This window comes from Kineococcus esterisolvens (genome assembly GCF_050871405.1).
In the GTDB taxonomy this organism is placed as follows: domain Bacteria; phylum Actinomycetota; class Actinomycetes; order Actinomycetales; family Kineococcaceae; genus Kineococcus.
In genome coordinates this window covers 22850-44953 of sequence record NZ_JBJLRI010000031.1, presented here as the reverse complement: position 1 = coordinate 44953, position 22104 = coordinate 22850, and the positions used below count along the sequence as shown (strand labels likewise).

General features: G+C 75.1%; 19 protein-coding genes. 11 read left to right on the top strand and 8 right to left on the bottom strand.

Annotated features, from left to right (window positions below):
• Positions 1–220 precede the first annotated feature (220 nt).
• Together ACRYR8_RS11570 and ACRYR8_RS11565 are read left to right on the top strand one after the other, a co-directional pair.
• On the top strand, positions 221–655 hold the full coding sequence (locus ACRYR8_RS11570; RefSeq protein ID WP_432484698.1) for a PRC-barrel domain-containing protein: 435 nt from the start codon (positions 221–223) through the stop codon (positions 653–655).
• 51 nt (positions 656–706) lie between these two features.
• Positions 707–1243 (top strand): DUF421 domain-containing protein, encoded by a 537-nt coding sequence (locus ACRYR8_RS11565; protein ID WP_432484697.1) that lies wholly within the window; start codon positions 707–709, stop codon positions 1241–1243.
• 165 nt (positions 1244–1408) lie between these two features.
• Here ACRYR8_RS11565 and ACRYR8_RS11560 read toward each other — a convergent pair whose 3' ends face one another.
• Complete coding sequence (locus ACRYR8_RS11560; RefSeq protein WP_432484695.1) at positions 1409–2557, bottom strand: glutathione-independent formaldehyde dehydrogenase; 1149 nt, start codon at positions 2555–2557, stop codon at positions 1409–1411.
• 373 nt (positions 2558–2930) lie between these two features.
• Here ACRYR8_RS11560 and ACRYR8_RS11555 point away from each other — a divergent pair, with 373 nt between their 5' ends.
• Positions 2931–3338, top strand: coding sequence for a phage holin family protein (locus tag ACRYR8_RS11555; RefSeq protein ID WP_432484694.1), 408 nt, complete (start codon positions 2931–2933; stop codon positions 3336–3338).
• Positions 3339–3413: 75 nt separating this feature from the next.
• On the opposite strand, the gene ACRYR8_RS11550 is transcribed toward ACRYR8_RS11555, so the two are convergent.
• Both ACRYR8_RS11550 and ACRYR8_RS11545 read right to left on the bottom strand, forming a co-directional pair.
• The gene (locus tag ACRYR8_RS11550; RefSeq protein WP_432484693.1) at positions 3414–4568 is read right to left on the bottom strand and encodes a S1C family serine protease; all 1155 of its coding nucleotides are present in this window, start codon (positions 4566–4568) and stop codon (positions 3414–3416) included.
• Between the two features lie 132 nt (positions 4569–4700).
• Positions 4701–6575 carry a glycoside hydrolase family 15 protein gene (locus ACRYR8_RS11545; protein WP_432484691.1) on the bottom strand — a complete coding sequence of 625 codons (1875 nt, stop codon included), beginning with the start codon at positions 6573–6575 and terminating at the stop codon, positions 4701–4703.
• A 427-nt stretch (positions 6576–7002) separates the two neighbouring features.
• On the opposite strand from ACRYR8_RS11545, the gene ACRYR8_RS11540 reads away from it, so the two are divergent.
• Entirely contained in the window at positions 7003–7311 is a 309-nt protein-coding gene (locus ACRYR8_RS11540) for a DUF6343 family protein (RefSeq protein ID WP_432484690.1), read from the top strand.
• 52 nt (positions 7312–7363) lie between these two features.
• Here the strand turns inward: ACRYR8_RS11540 and ACRYR8_RS11535 are convergent, their stop codons facing one another.
• Entirely contained in the window at positions 7364–8332 is a 969-nt protein-coding gene (locus ACRYR8_RS11535; protein ID WP_432484689.1) for a TIGR03557 family F420-dependent LLM class oxidoreductase, read from the bottom strand.
• Positions 8333–8765: 433 nt separating this feature from the next.
• Here ACRYR8_RS11535 and ACRYR8_RS11530 point away from each other — a divergent pair, with 433 nt between their 5' ends.
• Positions 8766–9686, top strand: coding sequence for an NADP-dependent oxidoreductase (locus ACRYR8_RS11530; protein ID WP_432484688.1), 921 nt, complete (start codon positions 8766–8768; stop codon positions 9684–9686).
• A 21-nt stretch (positions 9687–9707) separates the two neighbouring features.
• Here the strand turns inward: ACRYR8_RS11530 and ACRYR8_RS11525 are convergent, their stop codons facing one another.
• Positions 9708–11639: a sugar phosphate isomerase/epimerase and 4-hydroxyphenylpyruvate domain-containing protein gene (locus tag ACRYR8_RS11525; protein ID WP_432484702.1), complete on the bottom strand. Its 1932-nt coding sequence runs from the start codon at positions 11637–11639 to the stop codon at positions 9708–9710.
• Between the two features lie 195 nt (positions 11640–11834).
• Between ACRYR8_RS11525 and ACRYR8_RS11520 the strand changes: the two genes are divergently transcribed.
• The 3 genes from ACRYR8_RS11520 to ACRYR8_RS11510 all read left to right on the top strand — a co-directional run bounded on the left by ACRYR8_RS11520 (position 11835) and on the right by ACRYR8_RS11510 (position 15350).
• Positions 11835–12500: an HAD-IA family hydrolase gene (locus tag ACRYR8_RS11520; RefSeq protein WP_432484687.1), complete on the top strand. Its 666-nt coding sequence runs from the start codon at positions 11835–11837 to the stop codon at positions 12498–12500.
• A gap of 190 nt (positions 12501–12690) precedes the next feature.
• On the top strand, positions 12691–13668 hold the full coding sequence (dapA, locus tag ACRYR8_RS11515; RefSeq protein ID WP_432484686.1) for a 4-hydroxy-tetrahydrodipicolinate synthase: 978 nt from the start codon (positions 12691–12693) through the stop codon (positions 13666–13668).
• The gene (locus tag ACRYR8_RS11510; RefSeq protein WP_432484685.1) at positions 13665–15350 is read left to right on the top strand and encodes a ribonuclease J; all 1686 of its coding nucleotides are present in this window, start codon (positions 13665–13667) and stop codon (positions 15348–15350) included. The genes dapA and ACRYR8_RS11510 overlap by 4 nt, the downstream gene beginning before the upstream one ends.
• Positions 15351–15434: 84 nt before the next feature.
• Here the strand turns inward: ACRYR8_RS11510 and ACRYR8_RS11505 are convergent, their stop codons facing one another.
• Complete coding sequence (locus tag ACRYR8_RS11505; RefSeq protein WP_432484684.1) at positions 15435–16214, bottom strand: sporulation protein; 780 nt, start codon at positions 16212–16214, stop codon at positions 15435–15437.
• Between the two features lie 313 nt (positions 16215–16527).
• Positions 16528–16956 carry a ChaB family protein gene (locus ACRYR8_RS11500; protein WP_432484683.1) on the bottom strand — a complete coding sequence of 143 codons (429 nt, stop codon included), beginning with the start codon at positions 16954–16956 and terminating at the stop codon, positions 16528–16530.
• A 70-nt stretch (positions 16957–17026) separates the two neighbouring features.
• Between ACRYR8_RS11500 and ACRYR8_RS11495 the strand changes: the two genes are divergently transcribed.
• From ACRYR8_RS11495 to gdhA, 3 genes are all read left to right on the top strand, one after another.
• Positions 17027–17686, top strand: a complete 660-nt coding sequence (locus tag ACRYR8_RS11495; protein WP_432484682.1) for a cyclase family protein — start codon at positions 17027–17029, stop codon at positions 17684–17686.
• An 86-nt stretch (positions 17687–17772) separates the two neighbouring features.
• Positions 17773–19326, top strand: a complete 1554-nt coding sequence (locus ACRYR8_RS11490; RefSeq protein WP_432484681.1) for an alpha/beta hydrolase fold domain-containing protein — start codon at positions 17773–17775, stop codon at positions 19324–19326.
• A gap of 99 nt (positions 19327–19425) precedes the next feature.
• Complete coding sequence (gdhA, locus tag ACRYR8_RS11485) at positions 19426–20775, top strand: NADP-specific glutamate dehydrogenase (RefSeq protein WP_432484680.1); 1350 nt, start codon at positions 19426–19428, stop codon at positions 20773–20775.
• A 39-nt stretch (positions 20776–20814) separates the two neighbouring features.
• Here the strand turns inward: gdhA and ACRYR8_RS11480 are convergent, their stop codons facing one another.
• Positions 20815–22062, bottom strand: a complete 1248-nt coding sequence (locus ACRYR8_RS11480; RefSeq protein ID WP_432484701.1) for a glycoside hydrolase family 27 protein — start codon at positions 22060–22062, stop codon at positions 20815–20817.
• Between the last annotated feature and the right edge of the window lie 42 nt (positions 22063–22104).

Genomic DNA, 22104 nt, shown 5'->3' with positions numbered 1-22104 from the left:
GTATAAATTTATTCTTCAGGCAGACACACCTCCCCCCGCCCCCCCCCCCCCCCCCCCCCCCCCCCCCCCCCCCCCCCCCCCCCCCCCCCCCCCCCCCCCCCGAGACTAGGAGGAGCGCCCAGCGCCCGCAGGTCCGCGGGACGGTTCAGCCGGCGGGTACGGGGTGGGGGACGAGAGCACCCGAGGGGGCGGGCGCGCCAGCCCGGACAGGAGGACGGACGTGGCCGAGCACCCGGCAGGCGTGCTGACGCGGCTGAGCGACACCGGCAGGACGGTGGCGGACCCGGCGCAGGACGTGCGCGGGCGAACCGTCCGCGACGCCGACGGATCGGACCTCGGCACCGTGGACGACCTGATCGTGGACCGCGCCGACGAGCAGGTGCGCATGCTGCGCGTCGAGCACGGCGGGATCCTCGGCATCGGGGCGGAGGTCGTCCTGGTGCCGGTGGAGGCGGTCGTCGCCATCACCGGGGAGGAGGTGCGCATCGACCAGAGCCGCCAGCGGGTGGCGGGTTCGCCACCCTACGACCCGGAGCTGACCGACCAGTCGGAGTACTACGAGGCCCTCTACGGCTACTACGGCTACGCACCGTTCTGGGCGCCGGGGTACGCCGGGCGACCGTGGCCGGCGGGCCCCGGGCCGGGACCGCTGTGACGGCTGCGCGGTTCCCGGTGACGGCGCCGTGGAACGGGTAGGGGAGCGGGCATGTGGTTCGACTCCTGGTCCGACCTGGTGCGCGTCCTGGCCGTCGGGGCCTCCGCGTACGTCACCGTCGTGCTCGTCCTGCGCTTCTCCGGCAAACGGACCCTGGCCAAGCTCAACGCCTTCGACCTGGTGGTGACGGTCGCCCTGGGGTCCACCCTGGCGACCGTCCTGCTCAGCTCGGACGTGTCGTGGTCGGAGGGGGCGGTGGCGCTCGCGCTGCTCGCGGCCCTGCAGTTCGCCGTGGCATGGACGACGAGCCGCCTGCCGCGGGGGCGCAGCGCGGTGACGGCCCGCCCGACGCTGCTGCTCTCGCACGGCGTGGTGGACGAGGCCGCCCTGCGGGACCAGCGGGTGACCCTGAGCGACCTGCGGCAGGCGGTGCGTGCCAGCGGCAGCGGGGACCTGGCGGGCGTCGCCGCCGTCGTCCTCGAGGGGGACGGGACGCTCAGCGTCGTCCCGGCCTCGAAGCTGGGGGACGGTTCGGCGCTCACCGACGTCCCCGGGGCGGGGCCGGACGACCGCCCCGGAGGGCCCTGAGGGGCGGTCCGGGGCGGTCGTCCGGCCGGGTGACCCCCGGCGCCGCTGAGGAACCCGGTCGGGGGGAGGCCCGCGGCCGGAACGGCCCGCGAGACCACGACCGGCGCTGCCGAGCGCGTCGGGGGGCGACGCCGCGCCGCGGCGCTCGGTCGCGGACCCGTTCGGTCAGGAACCCTGTCCCGGGTGCAGGAGCACCTTGGTCCAGCCCTCCTCGCGGGCGTCGAACCGCGCGTACCCCTCGGGTGCCTGGTCGAGGCTCAGCTCGTGCGAGACGATGAACGACGGGTTCGCCCGCCCGGCGATGATGAGGTCGCGCAGCTGGCGGTTGTAACGCATGACGGGTGCCTGGCCCGTGCCCATGGAGAGACCCTTGGTGAAGAAGGTGCCGTAGTCCCAGCCGATGCGGCCCTGCTGGGCGCCCTCCGTCGCCGCACCCGGGTCCTGCGGCACGTACACGCCCACGACTCCGATGCCGCCGGTGCTGCGCACCACCTTGACGAGGTTGTCCAGCACCAGTTCGGGGTGCTCGTCGCCGGAGGGGTCGTGCGCCTGGTACCCGACGGCCTCCACACCCCGGTCGGTGCCGCGACCCCGGGTCTGCTCCATGATCTGCTCGACGGGGTCGGCGGTGGAGAAGTCCACGCCGATCGCGCCGATGCTCTCCGCCAGCGCGAGACGGTCCTTCTCCTCGTCGACGACGAACACGCGCGCCGCGCCCTTGATGAGCGCGCTGTGCGCCGCCATCAGCCCCACCGGGCCGGCGCCGAACACCGCCACGTCCTCGCCGGGCACCATCCCCGACAGTTCCACGCCGTGCCAGCCGGTGGGGAACACGTCGGACAGCATCGTGAAGTCGTTCTCGTGCTCGGTGCCCTCCGGCAGTCCCAGCAGGTTGAAGTCCGCGAACGGCACCCGCAGGAACTCCGCCTGGCCGCCGTCGTAGGGGCCCATGTTGGCGTAGCCGTACGCGGCGCCGTCCACGCCTTCGGTGGGGTTCACCCGGAGGCAGAACGAGGTCCAGCCGTGCACGCAGTTCCGGCAGGTCCCGCAAGCGATGTTGAACGGTACCGAGACGCGGTCACCGACCTCGATCCGCTCCACGCCGGCACCGACGGCCTCGACGACCCCCATGTTCTCGTGGCCGAGGACCTTGCCCTCCTCCACGGGGGTGCGCCCCTCGTACATGTGCAGGTCCGAGCCGCAGACGTTCGTCGTGGTGATGCGCACGACGGCGTCGGTGGGGTTCTCCACGCGGGCGTCGGGGACGTCCTCGACGGTGACGGTCTTCGGGCCGCGGTAGACGACAGCCTTCACGGTTCTCCTCCTGGGGCGTGGTGATCGGGTCGTGCGCTCAGCTCGTGCGTGGGCGGCCGGCCGGTCGGCCACCACCCCCCACTACCCTCGCCGCCGACGCCCATGCGCGCGGTGACGGGCGACGTCCGGTGCCGGGAGGGGACCTCGAGCGGTGGGCCCGCCGCACCGGGACGGTGAGCCCGGACACGGCGGACGCGGTCCTGTTCGAGGTCGGGTCGCGCGCATCCCGGTACGAGCAGCGCTCACGCCACCGGACCCGGCCGTCTCCAGCGGCGGCGGCGCGGGTGACCGCGTACGGTGCCGGTCAGGGGACGGGCCGTCCCGGGCTCTGGCCCGCCGCGGCCCGCGGGAGGAGCACGAGGAGAGGGAACCCATGACCGACCAGCCCAACCGCACCGCCGGTCAGCTCGTCGACGAGCTGACCTCCGACACCGCTGAACTCGTCCGCGCAGAGGTCCGGCGCGGCCAGCAGGAGATGCTCGCCAAGGCGAAGGAGGCGTCGAAGGGCGCCGCACTGCTGGGTGGTGCCGCGGTCCTGGGGGCGCTGGCCGCCGGGACGTCCGCCGCGTTCGTCGTGCGGACCTTCGGCAAGGTGCTGCCCGCGCCCGGTGCCGCGTTCCTGGCCACCCTGCTCTACGGCGGTGGAGCGGCGGCCCTGGCGGTCGCCGGCCTGGAGGAGATCAAGCGCGTCGGCTCCCTGCTGCCCGAGGAGACGCTCGCCAGCGTCCGGGAGGACGTGCGCGCCGCCCGTCCGGGCGCTGCGGCCGGCACCACCTCCTGAGCGAGAACGGGTGATCGGACCGGGGTGGCCGCACCCGCCCGGGTGCGGCCGCCCCGGGCCCCGGAGGCCGGGCCCTCAGCCGGCCACGGCCAGCTCGCCGAGCTCGACCTGGAACGTCTGCTCCTCGCCGCCGCGCTGGACCGTCACCTCGGCCGTCTCCCCCACCTCGAGGTCCGCCAGCAGCGCCGACAGTTCCGCGGTGCTGCTCACCCGCTGACCGTTGAGGGCGGTGATGACGTCGCCCTCGCGCAGCCCGGCCGCCTCGGCGGCACCACCCGGTTCCACTCCCACGACACCCACACCGGCCGCCTGGCCGGAGGAGTCCGCGACCGTGGTCACCGTGACGCCCAGGGCGGCACGGTCGGTGTCGGTCACCTCGCCGTCCTCGATGAGCTGCGGAGCGACGTTCTTGACGGTGTTGGAGGGGATGGCGAAGCCGATGCCGGGGGCGGCGCCACCCCCACCGGCCGGGCTCGTGGCGGCCAGCGTCGGGATGCCGATGACCTCACCCTGCATGTTCACCAGCGCACCGCCGCTGTTGCCGGGGTTGATGGCCGCGGAGGTCTGGATCGTCCCCGGCAGCGTGGCTCCCGCCGGTGCGGCCTCGCTCGGCGGCTCGGAGACGGTGCGGCCGGTGGCCGAGACGATGCCGTCGCTGACGCTGCTGGAGAGCCCCAGCGGGTTGCCCATGGCCAGCACGAGGGTGCCCACCTCCACGGCGTCGGAGTCGGCCAGCGTCGCCGGCTGAAGGTCGGGTGCGCCCTCCACCCGGATCACCGCGAGGTCGTTCTGCGGGTATGTGCCCACCAGGGTCGCGGGGTAGGAGGTCGCGGAGTTCGCGAACTGCACCTGGAACTCCGTGGCGGACCCCACGACGTGGGAGTTGGTGACGATGTTGCCGTCCGCGTCGAGCACGACACCGCTGCCCAGGCCGTTCGTGGTGCGGATCTCCACCACGGACGGCAGGACGTCCCTGATCACCTGCTGGTACGACTCCTGCAGGGTCTCCGCCGGCGAGCCCGCCGGCGAGCCCGCCGACGAGCCGGCGGACGTGTCCGCGGACGCGCCGGCGGCGGCGCTCGTGCCGGTCGGCGTCTCGGACCCGCCGCCGTCGGTGCACCCCGCGATCGCCAGCGGGACGAGCAGGAACGCCGCCAGCGCGGCGCGGCGGCGCCGGCGGCCGTGCGTCCCGTCCTCGTCGGGGCGAGCGGTGGGCGAGGTGCTGCTCACGGGAACTCCCATCGTGGTGCGGGCCCCGCGCCCGGCGCGGGACCTCCTGTGCCGACGTGACCTTCGCAGGACGTCGATCCTGCTGCCCGGCGTACCCGGCCGCCACCGGGCCGCTGCCGGGCCGCCCGGTGCTCAGCCCTGCGCGGTTCCCCGTTCGGCGCTGCCGCCGCGCGGGGCGGGGGTGTCGCGCCCGGACGGTCCCAGGTCGGCCGGGTGGCTGCCGCCGAGGTGGCGGGCGGTGTTCACCAGGCCGACGAGGCTGAACGCCTGGGGGGTGTTGCCCAGGTGCCGGCGCGCGACGGGGTCGTACTCCTCGCTGAGCAGGCCGAGGTCGTTGCGCAGGTCCAGCAGCCGCTCGAACAGCCGGCGGGCCTCCTCGCGCCGTCCCGTGCCGTGCAGGGCGTCGGCGAGCCAGAAGGTGCAGATCAGGAAGGTGCCCTCCTCACCGGCCAGCCCGTCGCCGCCGTCCGCGCCGGTGTCGTAGCGCAGCAGGAACCCGTCCCGCTCCAGTTCGCGCTGGACCGCGTCGACGGTGCCCACCACGCGGGGGTCGTCCCACGGCAGGAAACCGACCTCGGGGATGAGCAGGGTCGCCGCGTCCAGGCCGTGCGAGCCGTAGGACTGGGTGAACGTGCCCCGTGCGGCGTCGAACCCCTGCTGGCACACCTCGGCGTGGATCTCGTCGCGCACCCGTCGCCAGGTGTCCACGGGGCCGTCCAGGCCGAACCTCTCCACGGCCTGCACGCCGCGGTCGACCCCCGCCCACGCCAGCACCTTGGAGTGCACGAAGTGCCGCCGCGGCCCCCGGACCTCCCACAACCCGTTGTCCGGCGCCCGCCAGTTGCCCTCCAGGTGGTCCAGCAGCGCCTTCTGCAGGTCCCAGGCCGTCTCGTCCGGTTCCAGGCCGGCGCTGCGCGCCACGTGCAGCCCGTCGAGCACCTCGCCCCACACGTCGAGCTGGAGCTGGTCGGCGGCGGCGTTGCCCACGCGCACCGGCCCGGAGCCCTCGTACCCGCTCAGCCAGGGCAGTTCCAGCTCGGTGAGCCGCCGGGTGCCGTCGATGCCGTACATGATCTGCAGCTTCGCGGGGTCGCCGGCCACGGCCCGCAGGAGCCACTCCCGCCACGCCTTCGCCTCGTCGACGAAGCCGGTCCCCAGCAGGGCCTGGAGGGTGAACGTCGCGTCGCGCAGCCAGGTGAACCGGTAGTCCCAGTTCCGGGTGCCCCCGATCTGCTCGGGCAGCGAGGTGGTGGCCGCGGCGACGATGCCACCGGTGGGCGCGTACGTCAGCGCCTTCAGCAGGACCAGGGACCGGCGCACCGCAGCGGTCCACCGGCCGGCGGTGTCCGGCTCCCCGCTCAGCGCGCGCGGGTCGTAGCGGAAGCGGTCCAGCCACTCGCGCCAGTACGACTCGGTCCCAGCCAGGGCCTCCTGCGCGTCCACCGGCTCGGGCTCGCCGGTCCACGACGGCGTGTGCGTCAGCACGAACGGCACCCGGTCGCCGGGCCCGACCGTGAACTCGGCGCAGGTGGCCAGACCCTTCCCGTGCAGGGGCACGGGGGTGTGCAGGTGAGCGGCGTCGGGGCCGGCGACCGCGCGCACCCCGTCCGCGGTGCGCTGCACCCAGGGCACGACGCTGCCGTGGTCGAAGCGCAGCCGCAGGTCCATCGAGACCGGTACCCGTCCGCGGACGCCCTCGACGATGCGCACCACGTCAGGGGCCTGCCCGCGCGGGGGCATCAGGTCGACCACCCGCACGGTGCCCTCGGGGGTGTCCCACTCGCTCTCCAGCACCAGCGCGTCGCCGCGGTAGCGGCGCCGGGTGCAGTCCCCGGCCCCGGTGGGGGCGATGCGCCAGCGCCCGGCGTCCTCGTCGCCCAGCAGCGCCGCGAAGCACGCGGGGGAGTCGAAGCGGGGCAGGCACAGCCAGTCGATGGAGCCGTCGCGGCCCACCAGGGCCGCCGTCTGCAGGTCGCCGATCAACCCGTAGTCCTCGATGAGGGCCACCGGTACTCCTCTCGTCGGTGTGCTGCGGTGCCGTGGGCAGCCTCTCGCGCCGTCGCCGCCACCGCTCGGGGAGCCCGGCTGCGGCGGGGCGGCGAGCACCGGGACCGCCCCTCGCCTCGAAGACCGCCAGGAGCACCGCGGCGTGCCAGTCGCCCAGCAGCGCCTCGCGGGCGTCCACGGCCGCACCGCCCGCGGGGGAGGGGCGCGGCGGCGCTCGCGGGTGCGGTGGTCGGAGCGGTCCGCGAGTCGGCGGTGAGCCGGGTCGGTGGCACGGGCACCCCCTCGGGGGCGGGGGCGGGGTCGGGGTCGGAGTCGGGGCACGCACCGATCGGTGCACCCGGGTGCTTGCGTACAGGCAAGGGGTGTGCGCGCGGAAAGGTGCGGGACCAGCGCGCATGGCCCACCGCCCGGGGGGTACGGATCACGCATGAGCCCTGACGAGCGCCGTCACCGGACCAGCCGCCCGGCCGACCCGTCGGTCCCGCCGGGGCAGCCGCGCGGGCGCACCGGCGACGAGCCGCGCACCGCCCGGTCACCGCTGACCCTGCGCCTGCTGCTGGCGGCCTTCGGGGCCGTCGTCTGCGGTGTGTTCGCCGTGCTGTGGCTGACGGCGGACGAGCCGCCCGGCGGGAGCAAGGGCCCCGGCATCGTGCTGCTGGGGCTGGCCGTCGTGGCCGTCGTCGACCTGGTCGTCATCACCCTGCGCCTGCGCCGCGGCAGGACCCGGGGCCGCTGACGGCCCGCTGCGGGCGGGGCCCGCCGCACCGCGTCGTGCGGTGGGCCACCGCTCACGCGGAGGGCGTGAGGCGCCGCAGCGGGGCGGCCAGCTCGTTCGCGAAGAACTCCAGGAAGCCGTCGGGGTCCGGGCCGGCGTTCTGGGTGACGATGTGGTCGAACCCGGCGTCGACGTACTGCTGCGCGTTGCTCAGGTAGCCGCCCACCTCCGGGCCGACCGCGAACTGCGCCCGCACGTGCTCCGCGGTGACCGTCTGCGTGGCCGCGTCGAAGTTCACCGGGTTCGGCAGCTCGGACATCACCTTCCAGCCGGTCACCGCCCACCGGCTCTTCTCCAGCACCGCGTCGACCGCGCTGCGCTCGTCCGGCGCCCAGGCCATCGGGACCTCCGCGTACGCGGGGCCGCCACCACCGTGCTCCTTCCAGCTGGCGACCATGTCGCCCTTCGGCTCGGTGGCGAACAACCCGTCGCCCAGTTCCGCGGCGATCCGCGCCGACGCCTTGCCGCTGGCGGCGACGGCGATGACGGGCAGTTCCTCGGGCAGGTCGAACACGCGCGCGTCCTCGAGCCGCAGGTGCTTGCCCTCGTAGGTGCGGTACCCGCCCTGCCACAGCAGCCGGATGATCTCCAGCGCCTCGCGGAACCGCTCGTGGCGCTCGGCGACGGCGGGGAAACCCCGGCCGACGACGTGCTCGTTCAGCCGCTCACCGGCGCCCACACCGAGGGTGAAGCGGCCGTCGGAGATGATGGCCATCGTCGCGGCGGCCTGCGCGATGATCGCCGGGTGGTAGCGCACCGACGGGCAGGTCACGCCGGTGACCAGGCCGATCCGCTCGGTCTTCGCGGCGATGGCCGCCAGCAGGCTCCAGGTGAAACCCGAGTGGCCCTGCACGTCGAGCCAGGGGTGGTAGTGGTCGCTCATCTCCACGAAGTCGTAACCGGCCCGTTCCGCCTCGACGGCCTGCCGGATGATCTCCTTGGGGCCGAAGGCCTCGGTCGCCAGCTTGTACCCGACGCGCATGCGTTCCTCCGTGCTCGACTGCTCGGTGGTCCCGCTCGCCCGGTCCGCCGGTGCCCGGCCCGTGCTCGCCCGGTGTGCGGAGTGAGCGGTCACGCGGTGGACCGGGTGCGGTTCGACACCGGCGACCCTAGGGGAGACGTGATCGACCAGCACTCCGGGCGGACCCCCGACCACGTCCTCGCCCCGCTGCGCGAACCGCTCACGACCCACGGGCCCGCCGACCCCGGGCACGGCACCGTCGTGGGCCCCGGTCCCGTCGTTGTCCGCACCGGCGCCGTCGCCGACCTGCTCGCGCAGCACCGCTGGTCCAGGGCGCCTGAGGACGCCCACGGTCCGGCGCGCCGCGGGCTTGCCCGGCGGCGGGATCCGCGACAACCTCAGCCGTGACCGGCTGGCCGGTCCGGCGGGCGGACGAGGGGATCGGGTGGGCGTCGTGACCAGAGCGGTGCGCTTCGAGCGGTTCGGTGGTCCCGACGTCCTGCACGTCGTCGACGTGCCCGACCCCGATCCCGGCCCCGGGCAGGTGCGGGTCACGGTGCGCGCCGCGGGCCTGACCGCGGGCGAGTCCGCCGCCCGGGAGGGGGCCCTCGCCGAGCTGTACCCCACCGCGTTCCCCGGCGGCGAGGGCGCGGAGTTCGCCGGCGTCGTCACGGCCACGGGTCCCGGCGCCGGCTTCGCCGTGGGGGAGGAGGTCCTGGGCTGGAGCGCGCGGCACGACGCGCACGCCGAGGCCGTCGTCGTCCCCGCGGCCCACGTGGTCCGCAAGCCCGCCGGGCTGCCGTGGGAGGCCGCCGGGGCCCTGTACGTCGCCGGGGTCGCCGCGCACGCCTGCGTGTGCGCGGTCGGGGTGCGCGACGGCGACGTGGTGGTCGTGCACGGTGCCACCACCGACGTGGGGTCCTTCGCCGTGCAGCTGGCCCGCCTGTGCGGGGCGGGCGTCGTGGGCGTCGCCGAGGCGGGGCACCACGACTGGCTGCACGCCCACGGCTCGGACGCCGTGGAACCCGCAGCGGACCCGGGGGAGCTGGCCCGCCGGGTGCTGGCCCGCACCCCCCGGGTGGACGCCCTCGTCGACACGACCGGGGCGGACCTGCCGGCCCTGGCGGGCGCGCTGGGTGTGGGCGCCCCGCGCGCGCTGTCCACGCTGGACGTGGAGGCCGCCGTGGAGTTCGGCGGGGAGTCCGCGCCCACCGCCAGCCGCCGCGCGGAGGTCCTGGCCGAGCTCGCCCAGCTCGTCGCCGACGGCCGCCTGCACGTGCCGATCGCCGGCGCCTACCCGCTGTCCGACGTGCGCGCCGCGGTCACCGCCGCCGAGCGGCCCGGCCGGCACGGGCGCGTCGTGCTGCTGCCCTGAGAGCGGGCCCCGCCCGTCCCGTCAGGCCGGAGGCGCGCCCTGCGCCGCCAGCCGCACCGGCACGTTGGCCGCGCCGTACCCGCGGTACCCGCCGACGCGCTGGAGGACCTCCACGAACAGTTCCCGGCTCACCGAGCGGGTGCAGAAGTGCAGCAGCTCCCCGTCGGCGTCGCGGTCGTACATCACGTGGTTCTCCCGCAGTTGCCCGAGGAACTCCTCCTCGAGCCCGTAGCGCGCTTCGAGGTCGTCGTAGTAGTTGCCCGGCACGGGCAGCACCGCGCCCCCGTTGCCGCGGAACGCCCGCGCCGCCGCCAGCGCGTCGGCGGTGGCGAACGCGACGTGCCCGGCCGCCGCCGGCCGGCCGCGCAGCATCGAGGCGGTCGGCGCCACGGTGAGCGCGATGCGCACCCGCCCGCCCGGGGAGCCGAGGGTCCGGGTGCGCACCAGGCCGGCCGGCCCCGGCACCACCGACACCGGGTCGGCCTCCAGGCCCAGCACCGACGCCAGGAACAGGGTGGCCGCCTCGAAACCCGCGAACGGCTGCGGCAGCGCGACGTGGTCCACCCCGTCCAGCGGGACCGCTCGCACCGGGTCCCCCTCCGGCGAACCCGCCGGGGAGCAGGGCGTGAAGTCCGCCAGCCACCCGCCGCCGCCCGGGACGTCGTCGCAGAACTGCACCCACGTGCCGTCCGGGGCGAGCACCGAGGGGATCTCGGCCTCGCCGGGGCCCACGGCCCGGTCCACGACCGGGGCCAGCAGCGTGCGGGCCCGCTCGTGCAGTGCGCGCGCCCCGCCGCTCACACCGCCCGTCGCCAGGCCCAGCGCGGAGATGCGTGCTCGCACGTCGTCGTGCCGCTGGTTGAGCACCACCCGCGCGTCGCCGTTCGACCACAGCTGCAGCGGGCCGCTGCGGTGCTGCCCGGTGCACGAGAAACCCAGCTGCGTCAGCAGTTCGGTCACCGGGCCCGACGTCCCGGGGGAGGAGGACACCTCGGTGAACGCCCACGTGCGCACGGTCGGCGGCCGGGGCAGCGACGGCGGGGGTGAGGCGGGCGGCAGGCCGGGACGGTGCCGGAAGGTGCGGTCGCGCAGGTGGCGCAGCGAACGCATCGCGTCGACGGCCGTGGCCGTGGGGTCCGCCTGCCGGGCGAGGTCGTTGAACACCTCCAGCGACACCGGGCCGCGGTAGCCGCTGCCGACCACCGCGGCGTGGAAGCGCTCCAGGTCGAACTCGCCCTGTCCGGGGAAGCAGCGGTGGTGCCGGCTCAGCGGGAGCACGTCCATCGACAGCCGCGGCGCGTCGGCGATCTGGTAGAAGAACACCTGCTCAGCGGGGATCGAGGCGATGTCCGCCGGGTCGTCGCCGCGCGAGAGCACGTGGAACGAGTCCAGGCAGTTGCCCAGCGACGGGTGGTCGGCGGCGGCGACGAGGCGGGCCGCGTGCCGGTAGTCCGACACGTGCGCGCCCCAGGCCAGCGCCTCGTAGGCCAGCCGCACCCCGTGCGAGGCGGCCACCTCCGCCGCGGCGTGCAGCTGCTCGGCCAGCAGCGCGTCGTCGCGCACCGCGCCGGGGTGCACCGCCGAGCACACCAGGACCAGGTCGGTGCCCAGCTCCAGGGCCACCTCGCACTTGCGGTGCAGCCTGTGCGCGCTGCGCGCCACCGCCGCCGGGTCGACGTCGTCGACGTCGCGGAACGGCTGGAACAGCGACACCGACAGCCCCAGGTCCTCCACCCGCCGGCGCAGCGCCGCCGGGCGCTCGGGGCTGGCCAGCAGGTCCGGCTCGAACACCTCGACCGCGTCGAAGCCGGCCGCGGCCACCGCGCGCAGCTTCTCCTCCAGCGCGCCCGCCAGGCACACCGTGGCGATCGAGGTCCTCAGCTCGTGGGTGCCGGCCGGAGCGCCGACCCCCGCCACCGCCCCGGTCCCCGGCGCCGTCCCCGCGATCCCCATGGTCCCCACGTCCCCCCACGTCCTCCTGCGTCCCCACGTCCTGCGCGTCCCCCGACGCTCCCGGCACCCCCCGCACCCTGGCACGTGCGCCCGCGCCGCGGGGCCCGAACGGGCCGGTGCGCCCCCCGGACGGGTCAGGGCCGCGTCCGCGAGCGGCGCGGGTCAGCTCGCAGGGGTGGCCCGTAGGGTGCCACGGTGAGCCTGCCCGACCGCCCCTTCGCCGCCGTGCTCTTCGACATGGACGGCACCCTCGTGGACTCCACCGCCGCGATCGCCCGCTGCTGGACGACGTGGGCCACCGAGCACGGCATCACCGCCGAGGCGCTGGTGGCCGCCCACGGCCACGGCCGACCGGCCGCGGAGATCGTGCGCGACCTCGTCGGCGCCCGGCTCGCCGAGCAGGCCGCCGCGCGCATCACCGAGCTGGAGGTCGCCGACGTCGACGGCGTCGTGCAGCTGCCCGGCGTGCCGCAGTTGCTGGCCGCCGTGCCCGCCGGCCGCTGGGCCGTGGTCACCTCCTGCAGCCGGCCCCTGGCCGACGCCCGCCGGCACGCCGCCGGCCTGCCCGAGCCCGCCGTCCTGGTCACCTACGACGACGTCACCCGCGGCAAGCCCGACCCGGAGTGCTTCGTGCTCGGCGCGCGCCGCCTGGGCGTGGACCCCGCCGACTGCCTCGTGGTGGAGGACGCCCCCGCCGGCCTCGCCGCGGCGCGCGCCGCGGGCTGCGCCACGCTCGCCGTGCGCACCACCCACCCCACCGGGCCGCTGGAGGCCGACGCCGTCGTGGACCTGCTGTCCCACGTGCGCGCGAGCGCCGACGGCGCCGGCGTGCGCGTGCGGATCGACGGCCCGCGGGTGTAACGCCCGGCCCGCCGGCGGCGATGACACCCCCGGACCCGGTCGCTGCCCGGACCCCCGAGCGGGCAGCGACCGGGTCCTCGCACGTCCGCCCCGCCCCGCGCCGCTCCCGCCGCACCCTCCCGCCGGGTGCCGCGCGGCCCCGGTGGCCTCCGGGCCCGGGCGCGTCGGCGCTCGGCGGTAACCTCCCTGCATGCCCACCGCCACGGCCGCGCACCCTCCCCGCCCGTTCGGGGCGGTGCTGTCCGCGATGGTCACGCCCTTCACGACCTCCGGGGCCCTGGACGCCGACGGCGCCGCGGCACTCGCCGAGCGGCTCGTCGCCGAGGGGCACGACGGCCTGGTCGTCAGCGGCACCACGGGCGAGTCGCCCACCACCTCCGACGCGGAGAAGGACCGCCTGCTGCGCTCGGTCCTGGAGGCCGTCGGGGACCGCGCGCACGTCCTGGCCGGTGTGGGCACCAACGACACCGCCCACACCGTGGAGCTGGCGCAGGCCGCGGAGAAGGCCGGTGCGCACGGGCTGCTCGTCGTCACGCCCTACTACTCCAAGCCCCCGCAGGCGGCGCTGGAGCACCACTTCCGCGCCGTGGCCGACGCCACCGCGCTGCCGGTGATGCTTTACGACATCCCCGGCCGCTCCGGGGTGCCGATCGAGACCGAGACCCTGGTGCGCCTGGCCGCCCACGAGCGCGTCGTGGCGGTCAAGGACGCCAAGGGCGACCTCGTGGCGACCTCCTGGGTCCTGGCCCGCACCGACCTGGCGTACTACTCCGGCGAGGACGCCCTGAACCTCGCGCTGCTGGCGCACGGCGCCTCCGGCGTGGTCAGCGTCGTCGCCCACGTCGCCGGGGAGCAGTACGCGCAGATGGTGCGCGCCGTCGACTCCGGCGACCTGCTCACGGCGCGCACCCTGCACGCGCGCCTGCTGCCCGCCGTGCGCGGGATCATGAACCGCACCCAGGGCGTCGTCGCCGTGAAGGCCGCCCTGGAGCTGACCGGTGCGCTGCCGCACCGCGCGGTGCGCCCGCCGCTGCTGGCGGCCACCGAGGAGGAGGTCGGCGCCATCGCCGCCGACCTCACCGCCGCCGGGCTGCTGCCCGGCCCCACCGACACCTGGTCCACCCACCCCACGGTCGCGACCGCCCCGGTCGCAGGAGGAGCCGCATGAGCCACCCGCACCCCGAGCTGTCCGCCCCGCCGCCCCTGCCCGACGGCGCCCTGCGCGTCGTCGGCCTCGGCGGCCTGGGCGAGGTCGGGCGCAACATGACGGTGTTCGAACACCGCGGCAAGCTGCTGGTCGTCGACTGCGGCGTGCTGTTCCCCGAGGAGCACCAGCCCGGCGTCGACCTGATCCTGCCGGACTTCGAGCCCATCGCCGACCGCCTCGACGACATCGTGGCCGTGGTCCTGACCCACGGCCACGAGGACCACATCGGCGCCGTCCCCTACCTGCTGCGCATGCGCGCCGACATCCCGCTCGTCGGCTCGCAGCTGACGCTGGCGCTGGTCGAGGCCAAGCTCAAGGAGCAGCGGATCCGCCCCTACACCCTGGGGGTGAAGGAGGGGCAGACCGAGCAGCTCGGGCCGTTCTCCTGCGAGTTCATCGCGGTGAACCACTCCATCCCCGACGCGCTCGCGGTCGCGATCCGCACCGACGCGGGCCTGGTCCTGCACACCGGCGACTTCAAGATGGACCAGCTGCCGCTGGACGGGCGCATCACCGACCTCAACGCCTTCGCGCGGCTTGGTGACGAGGGCGTGGACCTGTTCTGCGTGGACTCCACCAACGCCGAGGTGCCCGGCTTCACCGCGCCCGAGCGCGACATCGGCCCGGTGCTGGAACAGCTGTTCGGCCGCGCCGAGCGGCGCATCGTCGTCGCCTCGTTCTCCAGCCACGTGCACCGCGTGCAGCAGGTGCTCAACGCCGCGGACGCCCACGGGCGCAGGGTCGCCTTCGTGGGCCGCTCGATGGTGCGCAACATGGGCATCGCCGCCGACCTCGGCTACCTGCAGGTGCCGCCGGGGGTCCTCATCGACCTCAAGCAGGTCGACGACCTGCCCGACGACCGCGTGGTCCTCATGTGCACCGGCTCGCAGGGCGAGCCCATGGCGGCGCTCTCGCGCATGGCCAACCGGGACCACCGCATCTCGATCAGCGCCGGCGACACGATCGTCATGGCCAGCTCGCTCATCCCGGGCAACGAGAACGCGGTGTTCCGCGTGATCAACGGCCTGATCCGCCTCGGCGCCAACGTGGTGCACCAGCAGAGCGCGAAGATCCACGTCTCCGGCCACGCCAGCGCGGGGGAGCTGCTCTACTGCTACAACGTCCTCAAGCCGCGCAACGTCATGCCGGTGCACGGCGAGTACCGCCACATGGTCGCCAACGCCGAACTGGCGATCAAGACGGGCGTGCCGCGCGAGCGGGTCGTCATCGCCGAGGACGGTGTCGTCGTCGACCTCGTGGACGGCGAGGCCAGCATCACCGGCGCTGTGCCGGTGGGGTACGTGTACGTCGACGGCTCCAGCGTCGGGGAGATCACCGAGGCGGACCTGAAGGACCGGCGCATCCTGGGCGAGGAGGGGTTCATCTCCATCTTCGTCGCCGTGGACTCCGTCACCGGCAAGGTCGTCTCCGGCCCGGAGTTCAACGCCCGCGGCTTCATCGGCGACGGTGACGAGCGGTTCAGCGGCATCAAGGCCAAGGTGGAGGCCGCCCTGAACGAGGCGTCCACCGGGGCGGTCGACACCTACCAGCTGCAGCAGATCGTGCGCCGCACCGTGGGCAGCTGGGTGAGCCAGAAGCACCGCCGGCGCCCCATGATCGTGCCGGTGGTCGTCAGCGCCTGACGCCCCCGCGCCCACGGCCGGCCCGCGACCTCCCGGCCGCGGGGCCGGCCGTCGCCGTCTCCGGCTCCCCGGCCGTTCAGCCGCTCACCAGCCCCAGCCGCGCCGCGCACCCAGCTCCCGCACCGCCCGGTCCAGCGCGCCGGCGACCCGGGCACGGTCGGTGTCCGCGTGCGACAGGCGCAGGCGGCTGACCACGTCGCGGCCCTCGGTGAGGAGGCCGCCGCGGCGGTCCGCCTCGAGCACCACGTCCACCCCCTGCGGGTCGGCCAGGAACGTCACCTCCAGCTCGTTGACCCTGCGCGCGCTCGCGGGCGGGGCGAACTCCAGCTCCTGGTAGAACGGCAGGTCCGAACCGCGCACGCGCCCCTTCTCCACGTCGGCGTGCTTGAACCGCCACCCCAGGGAACCCAGCGCCTCGACGACCGCCTGCTGCACCGGCAGCGGGGCGACGGTCACGGCGTCCAGGTCGCCGGGGTCCACGGCGCCGGCGATGACCAGCTTCGTGACGACGCCCACGTGCACGCCGCGCAGGTGCCAGCCGCCGATCGCCGTCACGGGCGTCTGCCACGGCAGCTGCAGCGAGAACGGCATCTCGGCGCGCTCGCCCGGCACCGTGGTGAACCCCGCACCGACGCGGGTGCGGCCGAAGACGACGTCCTCGCGCCACTCGGAGTCGCCGCTCTCCACCTCCACGCGCGCCTGCAGCCCGACGACGACCTCCTCGACGTCCTGAGCCACGGACCCGCCGACCACGACGACCCGGCCGCTGACGGTGCCGCCGGGCTGGGCGACGTCGCGGTCTAGCACCGTGTCCACCGATGCGGCCCCCGCGCCGAAGCGGGCCATGAGATTGCGCAGCGCCATGTCGTCCCTCCTCCCGGGGCCGACGGCCGGCCCTCACGGTGATCGACGGGCGGCGGCGCCTGCGCGTTCCCGCCCGGACGCACGGAAGGGCGGCGGGTGGGGATCCATCCACCCGCCGCCCACCAGGTCAGCTCAGGGGCGGCGCTTGCCGCCACCCGCGAGCCGGCTGACGATCTTCTGCACGACTGCGCCCTTGAGGACGCCGGAGAGCAGACCCACGACAACCCCTCCTCCACTGATCGGTACCGGTGTGGCTCGTGCACGAGGAGTACCCGCCGGCGGCCGGATCATGCGCGTGGGCGGCTGTGCCGGGTCAGTCCTCCTCGCGCGACTTCCGCGTCTCGCGGTCGTTGGCCCTGCGGATCGCGTCCACCAGTTCACCCTTGCCCATCGACGAGCGTCCGTGGACGTCCAGGCGCCGGGCGACGTCCAGGAGGTGTTCCTCGGTGGCGTTGGCGTCCACCCCGCCGGCGGTCTCGCGGTCGGTGTCCCGTCCGCCTCGCGCCTGCGCGTCCGAGGGACCCTTGCGGCCCTTCGGCTCCCAGCGGTCGCCGACCTTCTCGTGGGTGTGCTTCAAGGCGGCGTAGGCCGTCCGGTGGGCGCGCCGGCCGTCGCCGTACTCGTCCTCGGCGTGCTCGAGCGTCTTCGCGTAGGTGCGCTGCGCCTTCGCGTCCGAGCGGGCGATGGTGCTCGGCAGGTCCTCGGGGTCGGGGTTCTCCTTCTTCCCCCTCTTCTCAGCCATGCGGGAGGCTTACCCGCGGTGGGCACCGCCGAACCGCGGCGGCTCCGTCCCCGCCGAGGAGGAGGCCGGCGTGGACCGCACCCCGATCGACGTGAGCGTGCCGCTGGTACCCGGCAGGGTCCCCCTGTACCCGGGCGACACCGAGCTCGTCGTCGAGCGCCACCAGTCCCTCGCCGCGGAGGGCGCCAACGTCTCGAGGCTGTCCTGCTCGGCGCACTGCGGCACCCACGTCGACGCGCCCGTGCACTTCCTGGAGGGCGCCGGTGGCATCGAGACGGTGCCGCTGGACGTCCTCGTCGGCCCGTGCGAGGTCGTCGACGCCACCGGGCCCACCGGGCACCTCGACGCCACCGCCGTCCGGGACCTCCGGTTCCCCGACGGCACGGAGCGTGTCCTGCTGCGCACCCGCGGCGGTGCGCTGTGGGACGGCCCGGGCTTCAGCGAGCAGTTCCCCGCGCTGACCGGTGACGGCGCCGCCGCGCTCGTGGAGCGCGGCGTGCGGCTCGTCGGCATCGACTACCTCTCGATCGCCCCCTTCGACGACCCGGCGCCCGCCCACGAGGCGCTGCTGCGCGCCGGCGTCGTGGTCGTGGAGGCGCTGGACCTGCGCGGCGTGGCGCCGGGCGCGTACTCGTTCACGTGCCTGCCGCTGCTGGTGCCCGGAGCCGACGGCGCCCCGGCTCGCGCGTTCCTCGTCCCGGAGCGAGGGGCGGGCGCCGACCGGGTGTGAGACGGCGACGTCGGGGTACGGGCAGGGTGACGCGGGACCGCGCCGCTCGTGGTGCGGTCCGTCCCGCTCACGGAGCAGGAGTGAACGTGCCCCTGAACTACGAGACCCAGGCCGGCGACGTCGACCACCTCATCGCCGACGACCACGCGATCGTCGAACGGTTGTTCCAGCACCTCGAGGCCGGGCGGGGGAACCGCCGGGTCCTCGTGGACCAGGTCAGCTTCGAGCTGGCCCTGCACGCCTTCGCCGAGGAGACCGTGCTGTACCCGATCTGGCCGGAGATCGGGATGACCGACGAGCACGACGACGCCGAGCACGAGCACCAGGAGATCAAGGAGCTGCTCGTCACCCTGGGCCGGACCGAACCGGGGCAGGAGGAGTTCGAGCGCGCGCTCGCGGAGCTCATCCGGGTCACGCGCCACCACGTCGACGACGAGGAGCAGGAGGAGCTGCCGGAGTTCCGATCGAAGGCCGGTGCGGAGCGCATGGCCGAGCTGGGGGGGAGGTTCCTCGCCGCCAAGCGGCAGGCACCCACGCGTCCGCACCCGCACGCGCCCAGCGAGGGTGTCGCCGAGCGGATCGCCGGCGTGCTCGCGCGCCCGCTGGACCAGGTGCGCGACACGCTGTCCGGGAGGAGGAAGGAGATGGCCACCGACGCCTCCGGCCTGCTCACCCCGCAGGCGCAGGCGATCGTCGACGCGCACTCCTCCCTGGGCCCGCTGCCGCTGCAGACCCTCACCCCCGAGCGGGCCCGCGAGCAGCCCGGCCCCGACGACGCGGTCAAGGAGGTCGCGGCCGAGCGCGGCCTGGAGGGCCCCGAACCGGTGGGCTCGGTGGAGGACCTGCGGATCCCCGACGGCGCCGGCGGCGAGCAGACCCTGCGCGTCTACACCCCCGCCGACGCCGGGCCCGGCCCGTTGCCCGTCATCGTCTGGATCCACGGCGGCGGGTGGGTGCTGTTCGACATCGACACCTACGACGCCTCCTGCCGGGGCCTGGCGAACAAGGCCGGCGCCATCGTCGTCTCGCCGGACTACCGCCGCGCCCCGGAGGCGCCCTTCCCCGCCTCCCACGACGACGTGCTCGCCGCCTACCGGTGGGTCGTCGCCAACGCGACCACCTTCGGCGGTGACCCCGCGCGCACCGGCATCGGTGGGGAGTCCGTCGGCGGGAACATGGCGCCGGCCACGGTGCTGCAGCTCGCCGAGGCGGGCGAGCAGCTGCCCCTGGCGCAGGTCTGCGTCTACCCGCTGACGACGGCCGAGCAGTTCGGGGAGTCCATGGCCGACGCCGCCGACGGGCGCCCGCTGAACCGGGCGCTGCTGAGCTGGATGGCGATGCACGCCTTCGCCGGCCGCCCCGACGCTGCCCGGGACCCGCGCATCGACCTGCTCGGCCTGCCCGCCGAGCGGCTGCGGTCGATGCCACCCACCCTCGTCGTCACCGGCGAGCGCGACGTGCTGCGCAGCCAGGGCCAGGAGTTCGCCCGCCACCTGCAGGAGGCGGGCGTGGAGGTCGCCACCCGCCACTACGACGGCGTCATGCACGAGTTCTTCGGCGCCGCCGCCGTCCTCGACGAGGCCGAGGACGCCCAGCGTGTCGCTGCGGAGCACTTCACCCGCTCCTTCACCGCCGCCTGAGACCGCCCGGGCCCATCACCCGGCCGTTACGCTGCCAACGGCCCACCGGGTGCGTCCCGGGGAGCTCTTCCGCACCGTCGCAAGGAGAGGAACGCCGTGGTGGACCATGCAGTCCCGTCGAACGTCGAGGCCGTCTACGAGGACGTCGTCCGGCGCAACCCCGCCGAGGGGGAGTTCCACCAGGCCGTGCGCGAGGTCCTCGAGTCGCTGGCTCCCGTCCTCGCGCGCCACCCGGAGTACACCGACCTGAAGACCATCGAGCGGATCTGCGAACCCGAGCGCCAGATCATCTTCCGGGTGCCGTGGACCGACGACCGCGGCGAGGTGCAGATCAACCGAGGTTTCCGGGTGGAGTTCAACTCCGCCCTCGGCCCCTACAAGGGCGGGCTGCGCTTCCACCCCTCCGTCTACCTGGGCATCGTGAAGTTCCTCGGCTTCGAGCAGATCTTCAAGAACGCCCTCACCGGCATGCCCATCGGCGGCGGCAAGGGGGGTGCGGACTTCGACCCCAAGGGCCGTTCCGACGCCGAGGTCATGCGGTTCTGCCAGTCGTTCATGACGGAGCTGTACCGGCACCTGGGCGAGCACACCGACGTGCCGGCGGGCGACATCGGCGTGGGGGCCCGGGAGATCGGGTACCTGTTCGGCCAGTACAAGCGCATCACCAACCGCTACGAGTCGGGCGTCCTCACCGGCAAGGGCCTGACCTGGGGCGGGGCGCGGGTGCGCACGGAGGCGACCGGGTACGGCGCCACGTTCTTCGCCTCCGAGATGCTCACCGCCCGGGGGACCTCCCTGGAGGGGCGGACCGTGGTCGTCTCGGGCTCGGGGAACGTCGCCCTGTACGCCGTGGAGAAGGCGACGCAGCTGGGCGCGAAGGTGATCGCCTGCTCGGACTCGGGCGGCTACGTCGTCGACGAGGGCGGCCTGGACCTGCAGGTGCTGCAGCAGGTGAAGGAGGTCGAGCGGGGCCGCCTGAGCGACTACGCCGAGCGCGTCGCCTCCGCCCGCCACGTCGCCGGCGGCTCGGTCTGGGACGTGCCCTGCCACGTCGCGATCCCCTCGGCCACCCAGAACGAGCTGGACGCGGACGCGGCGGCGCGGCTGGTGCGCAACGGGTGCATCGCCGTGTCGGAAGGGGCCAACATGCCCTCGACCCCCGAGGCGCTGGAGGTGTTCCGGCAGGCGGGCACGGCCTTCGGCCCGGGCAAGGCCGCCAACGCCGGCGGCGTGGCCACGTCCGCGCTGGAGATGCAGCAGAACGCGTCCCGCGACAGCTGGACGTTCGAGCACACCGAGGCGCGGCTGGAGCAGATCATGCACGACATCCACGCCCGCTGCGCGCAGGCCGCCGACGAGTACGGCACGCCCGGCGACCTCGTCGCGGGCGCCAACATCGCCGGCTTCGTCCGCGTCGCGGAGGCGATGCACGCGCACGGCCTGGTGTGAGCCCGGGCGCCGCCCGGGCCCGCGCTCGGGGTGGCGCCCTCAGCCGGCCGGCGACAGCAGCAGCAGGGCCGCGCCGTGGGCGGGGACCTGCAGCTCCAGCGTGCCGGCGGTGCAGGGCAGTTCCCCGCCGGACCAGAGGTCCCGGGCGTGCACCGGTCCGTCCGCGACGCCGAGGTCGCCCGTGCTCAGGCGCAGCGGCCCGCTGGCCCCCTCTCCGAGCCAGAACACCGCCACGTACGTGCCCGCCTCCGCGGCCCGCGCCGTCCACACCACGAGGTCCTCGTCGCGGACCACCTCGCGGTTGTACGTGCTGGAGCGCAGCACCTCCAGGACCGCGTCGTTCGTCAGCAGCGCGCGGGTCCCGGCGGGGGTGTCCGGCAGGTGCCCGCCGAACATGAGGGGTGAGCGGGCGATGCACCAGAGGGTCATCAGCGTCCGCTGCTCGTCGTCCGTCAGGCGGCTGAGACGGTCGTCGCCGCGTTCGGCGCGGATGCCGATGCGGCCCAGCGGGAGCATGTCCAGGTCCGCCCAGCCGCCGGGGCCCTGCCCGGGGGCCCAGCGCGCGGCGCGCTGGAACTGCTCGCGCACGTCCTCCCAGCGGTCCCACAGGTCGTCGCTGACGCGCCACACCTGCGCGTGGGCGCGCAGGTGCTCCGCGCGCGCCAGCGACAGCCGCCGGCCGGGGGACAGCGACAGCACGACGGGGCGCCCGCTGCGCCGGATCGCCTCGGCGTAGGCGGCGACGTCCCGGTCGTGGTAAGGGTGCAGGACGTCGTCGAGCTTGAGGTAGTCCACGCCCCACGCGGCGAACTGCGCGACCTGCGCGTCGTACCAGGCCTGCCCGGCGGGGTGGTCCAGGTCCACCCCGACGTTGTCGGGGTTCCAGGCGCAGTCGTCACCGGGCACCGCGATGTCGCGGGCCGTGGCGTCCGTGCCGAGCACCGGCAGGTCCAGCTCCACGGCCCGGCGGGGGATCCCCCGCATGACGTGCAGCCCGAACCTCAGCCCCCGCTCGTGCAGGGCCGCGGCCAGCGGTGCGAACCCGGCCCCGCCCGCGGCGGAGGGGAACCGGTTGGGGGCGGGCAGCTGGCGCCCGTGCGCGTCGAGCACGGGGTCGGACACCGGCCGGTAGCCGTGGGACTGCGTCACCGGCTCGTACCACTGGATGTCCACCACGACGGTGTCCCAGCCGTGCGGGAGCAGGTGCTCGGCCAGGTGGTCGGCGTTGGCGAGGACCTCGGCCTCGGTGACGGTGGTGCCGAAGCAGTCCCAGCTGTTCCAGCCCATCGGCGGGGTGGGGGCGAGGCCCTGCGGGGCGGGGGCGGCGGT

Bases quoted from the DNA above. Each gene is read 5' to 3' on its own strand.
- ACRYR8_RS11510 (WP_432484685.1), top strand. From the start codon at position 13,665: ATGAGCCACCCGCACCCCGAGCTGTCCGCCCCGCCGCCCCTGCCCGAC.
- dapA (WP_432484686.1), top strand. From the start codon at position 12,691: ATGCCCACCGCCACGGCCGCGCACCCTCCCCGCCCGTTCGGGGCGGTG.
- ACRYR8_RS11505 (WP_432484684.1), bottom strand. From the start codon at position 16,214: ATGGCGCTGCGCAATCTCATGGCCCGCTTCGGCGCGGGGGCCGCATCG.
- ACRYR8_RS11565 (WP_432484697.1), top strand. From the start codon at position 707: ATGTGGTTCGACTCCTGGTCCGACCTGGTGCGCGTCCTGGCCGTCGGG.
- ACRYR8_RS11535 (WP_432484689.1), bottom strand. From the start codon at position 8,332: ATGCGCGTCGGGTACAAGCTGGCGACCGAGGCCTTCGGCCCCAAGGAG.
- ACRYR8_RS11480 (WP_432484701.1), bottom strand. From the start codon at position 22,062: ATGGGCTGGAACAGCTGGGACTGCTTCGGCACCACCGTCACCGAGGCC.
- ACRYR8_RS11540 (WP_432484690.1), top strand. From the start codon at position 7,003: ATGAGCCCTGACGAGCGCCGTCACCGGACCAGCCGCCCGGCCGACCCG.
- ACRYR8_RS11555 (WP_432484694.1), top strand. From the start codon at position 2,931: ATGACCGACCAGCCCAACCGCACCGCCGGTCAGCTCGTCGACGAGCTG.
- ACRYR8_RS11525 (WP_432484702.1), bottom strand. From the start codon at position 11,639: ATGGGGATCGCGGGGACGGCGCCGGGGACCGGGGCGGTGGCGGGGGTC.
- ACRYR8_RS11500 (WP_432484683.1), bottom strand. From the start codon at position 16,956: ATGGCTGAGAAGAGGGGGAAGAAGGAGAACCCCGACCCCGAGGACCTG.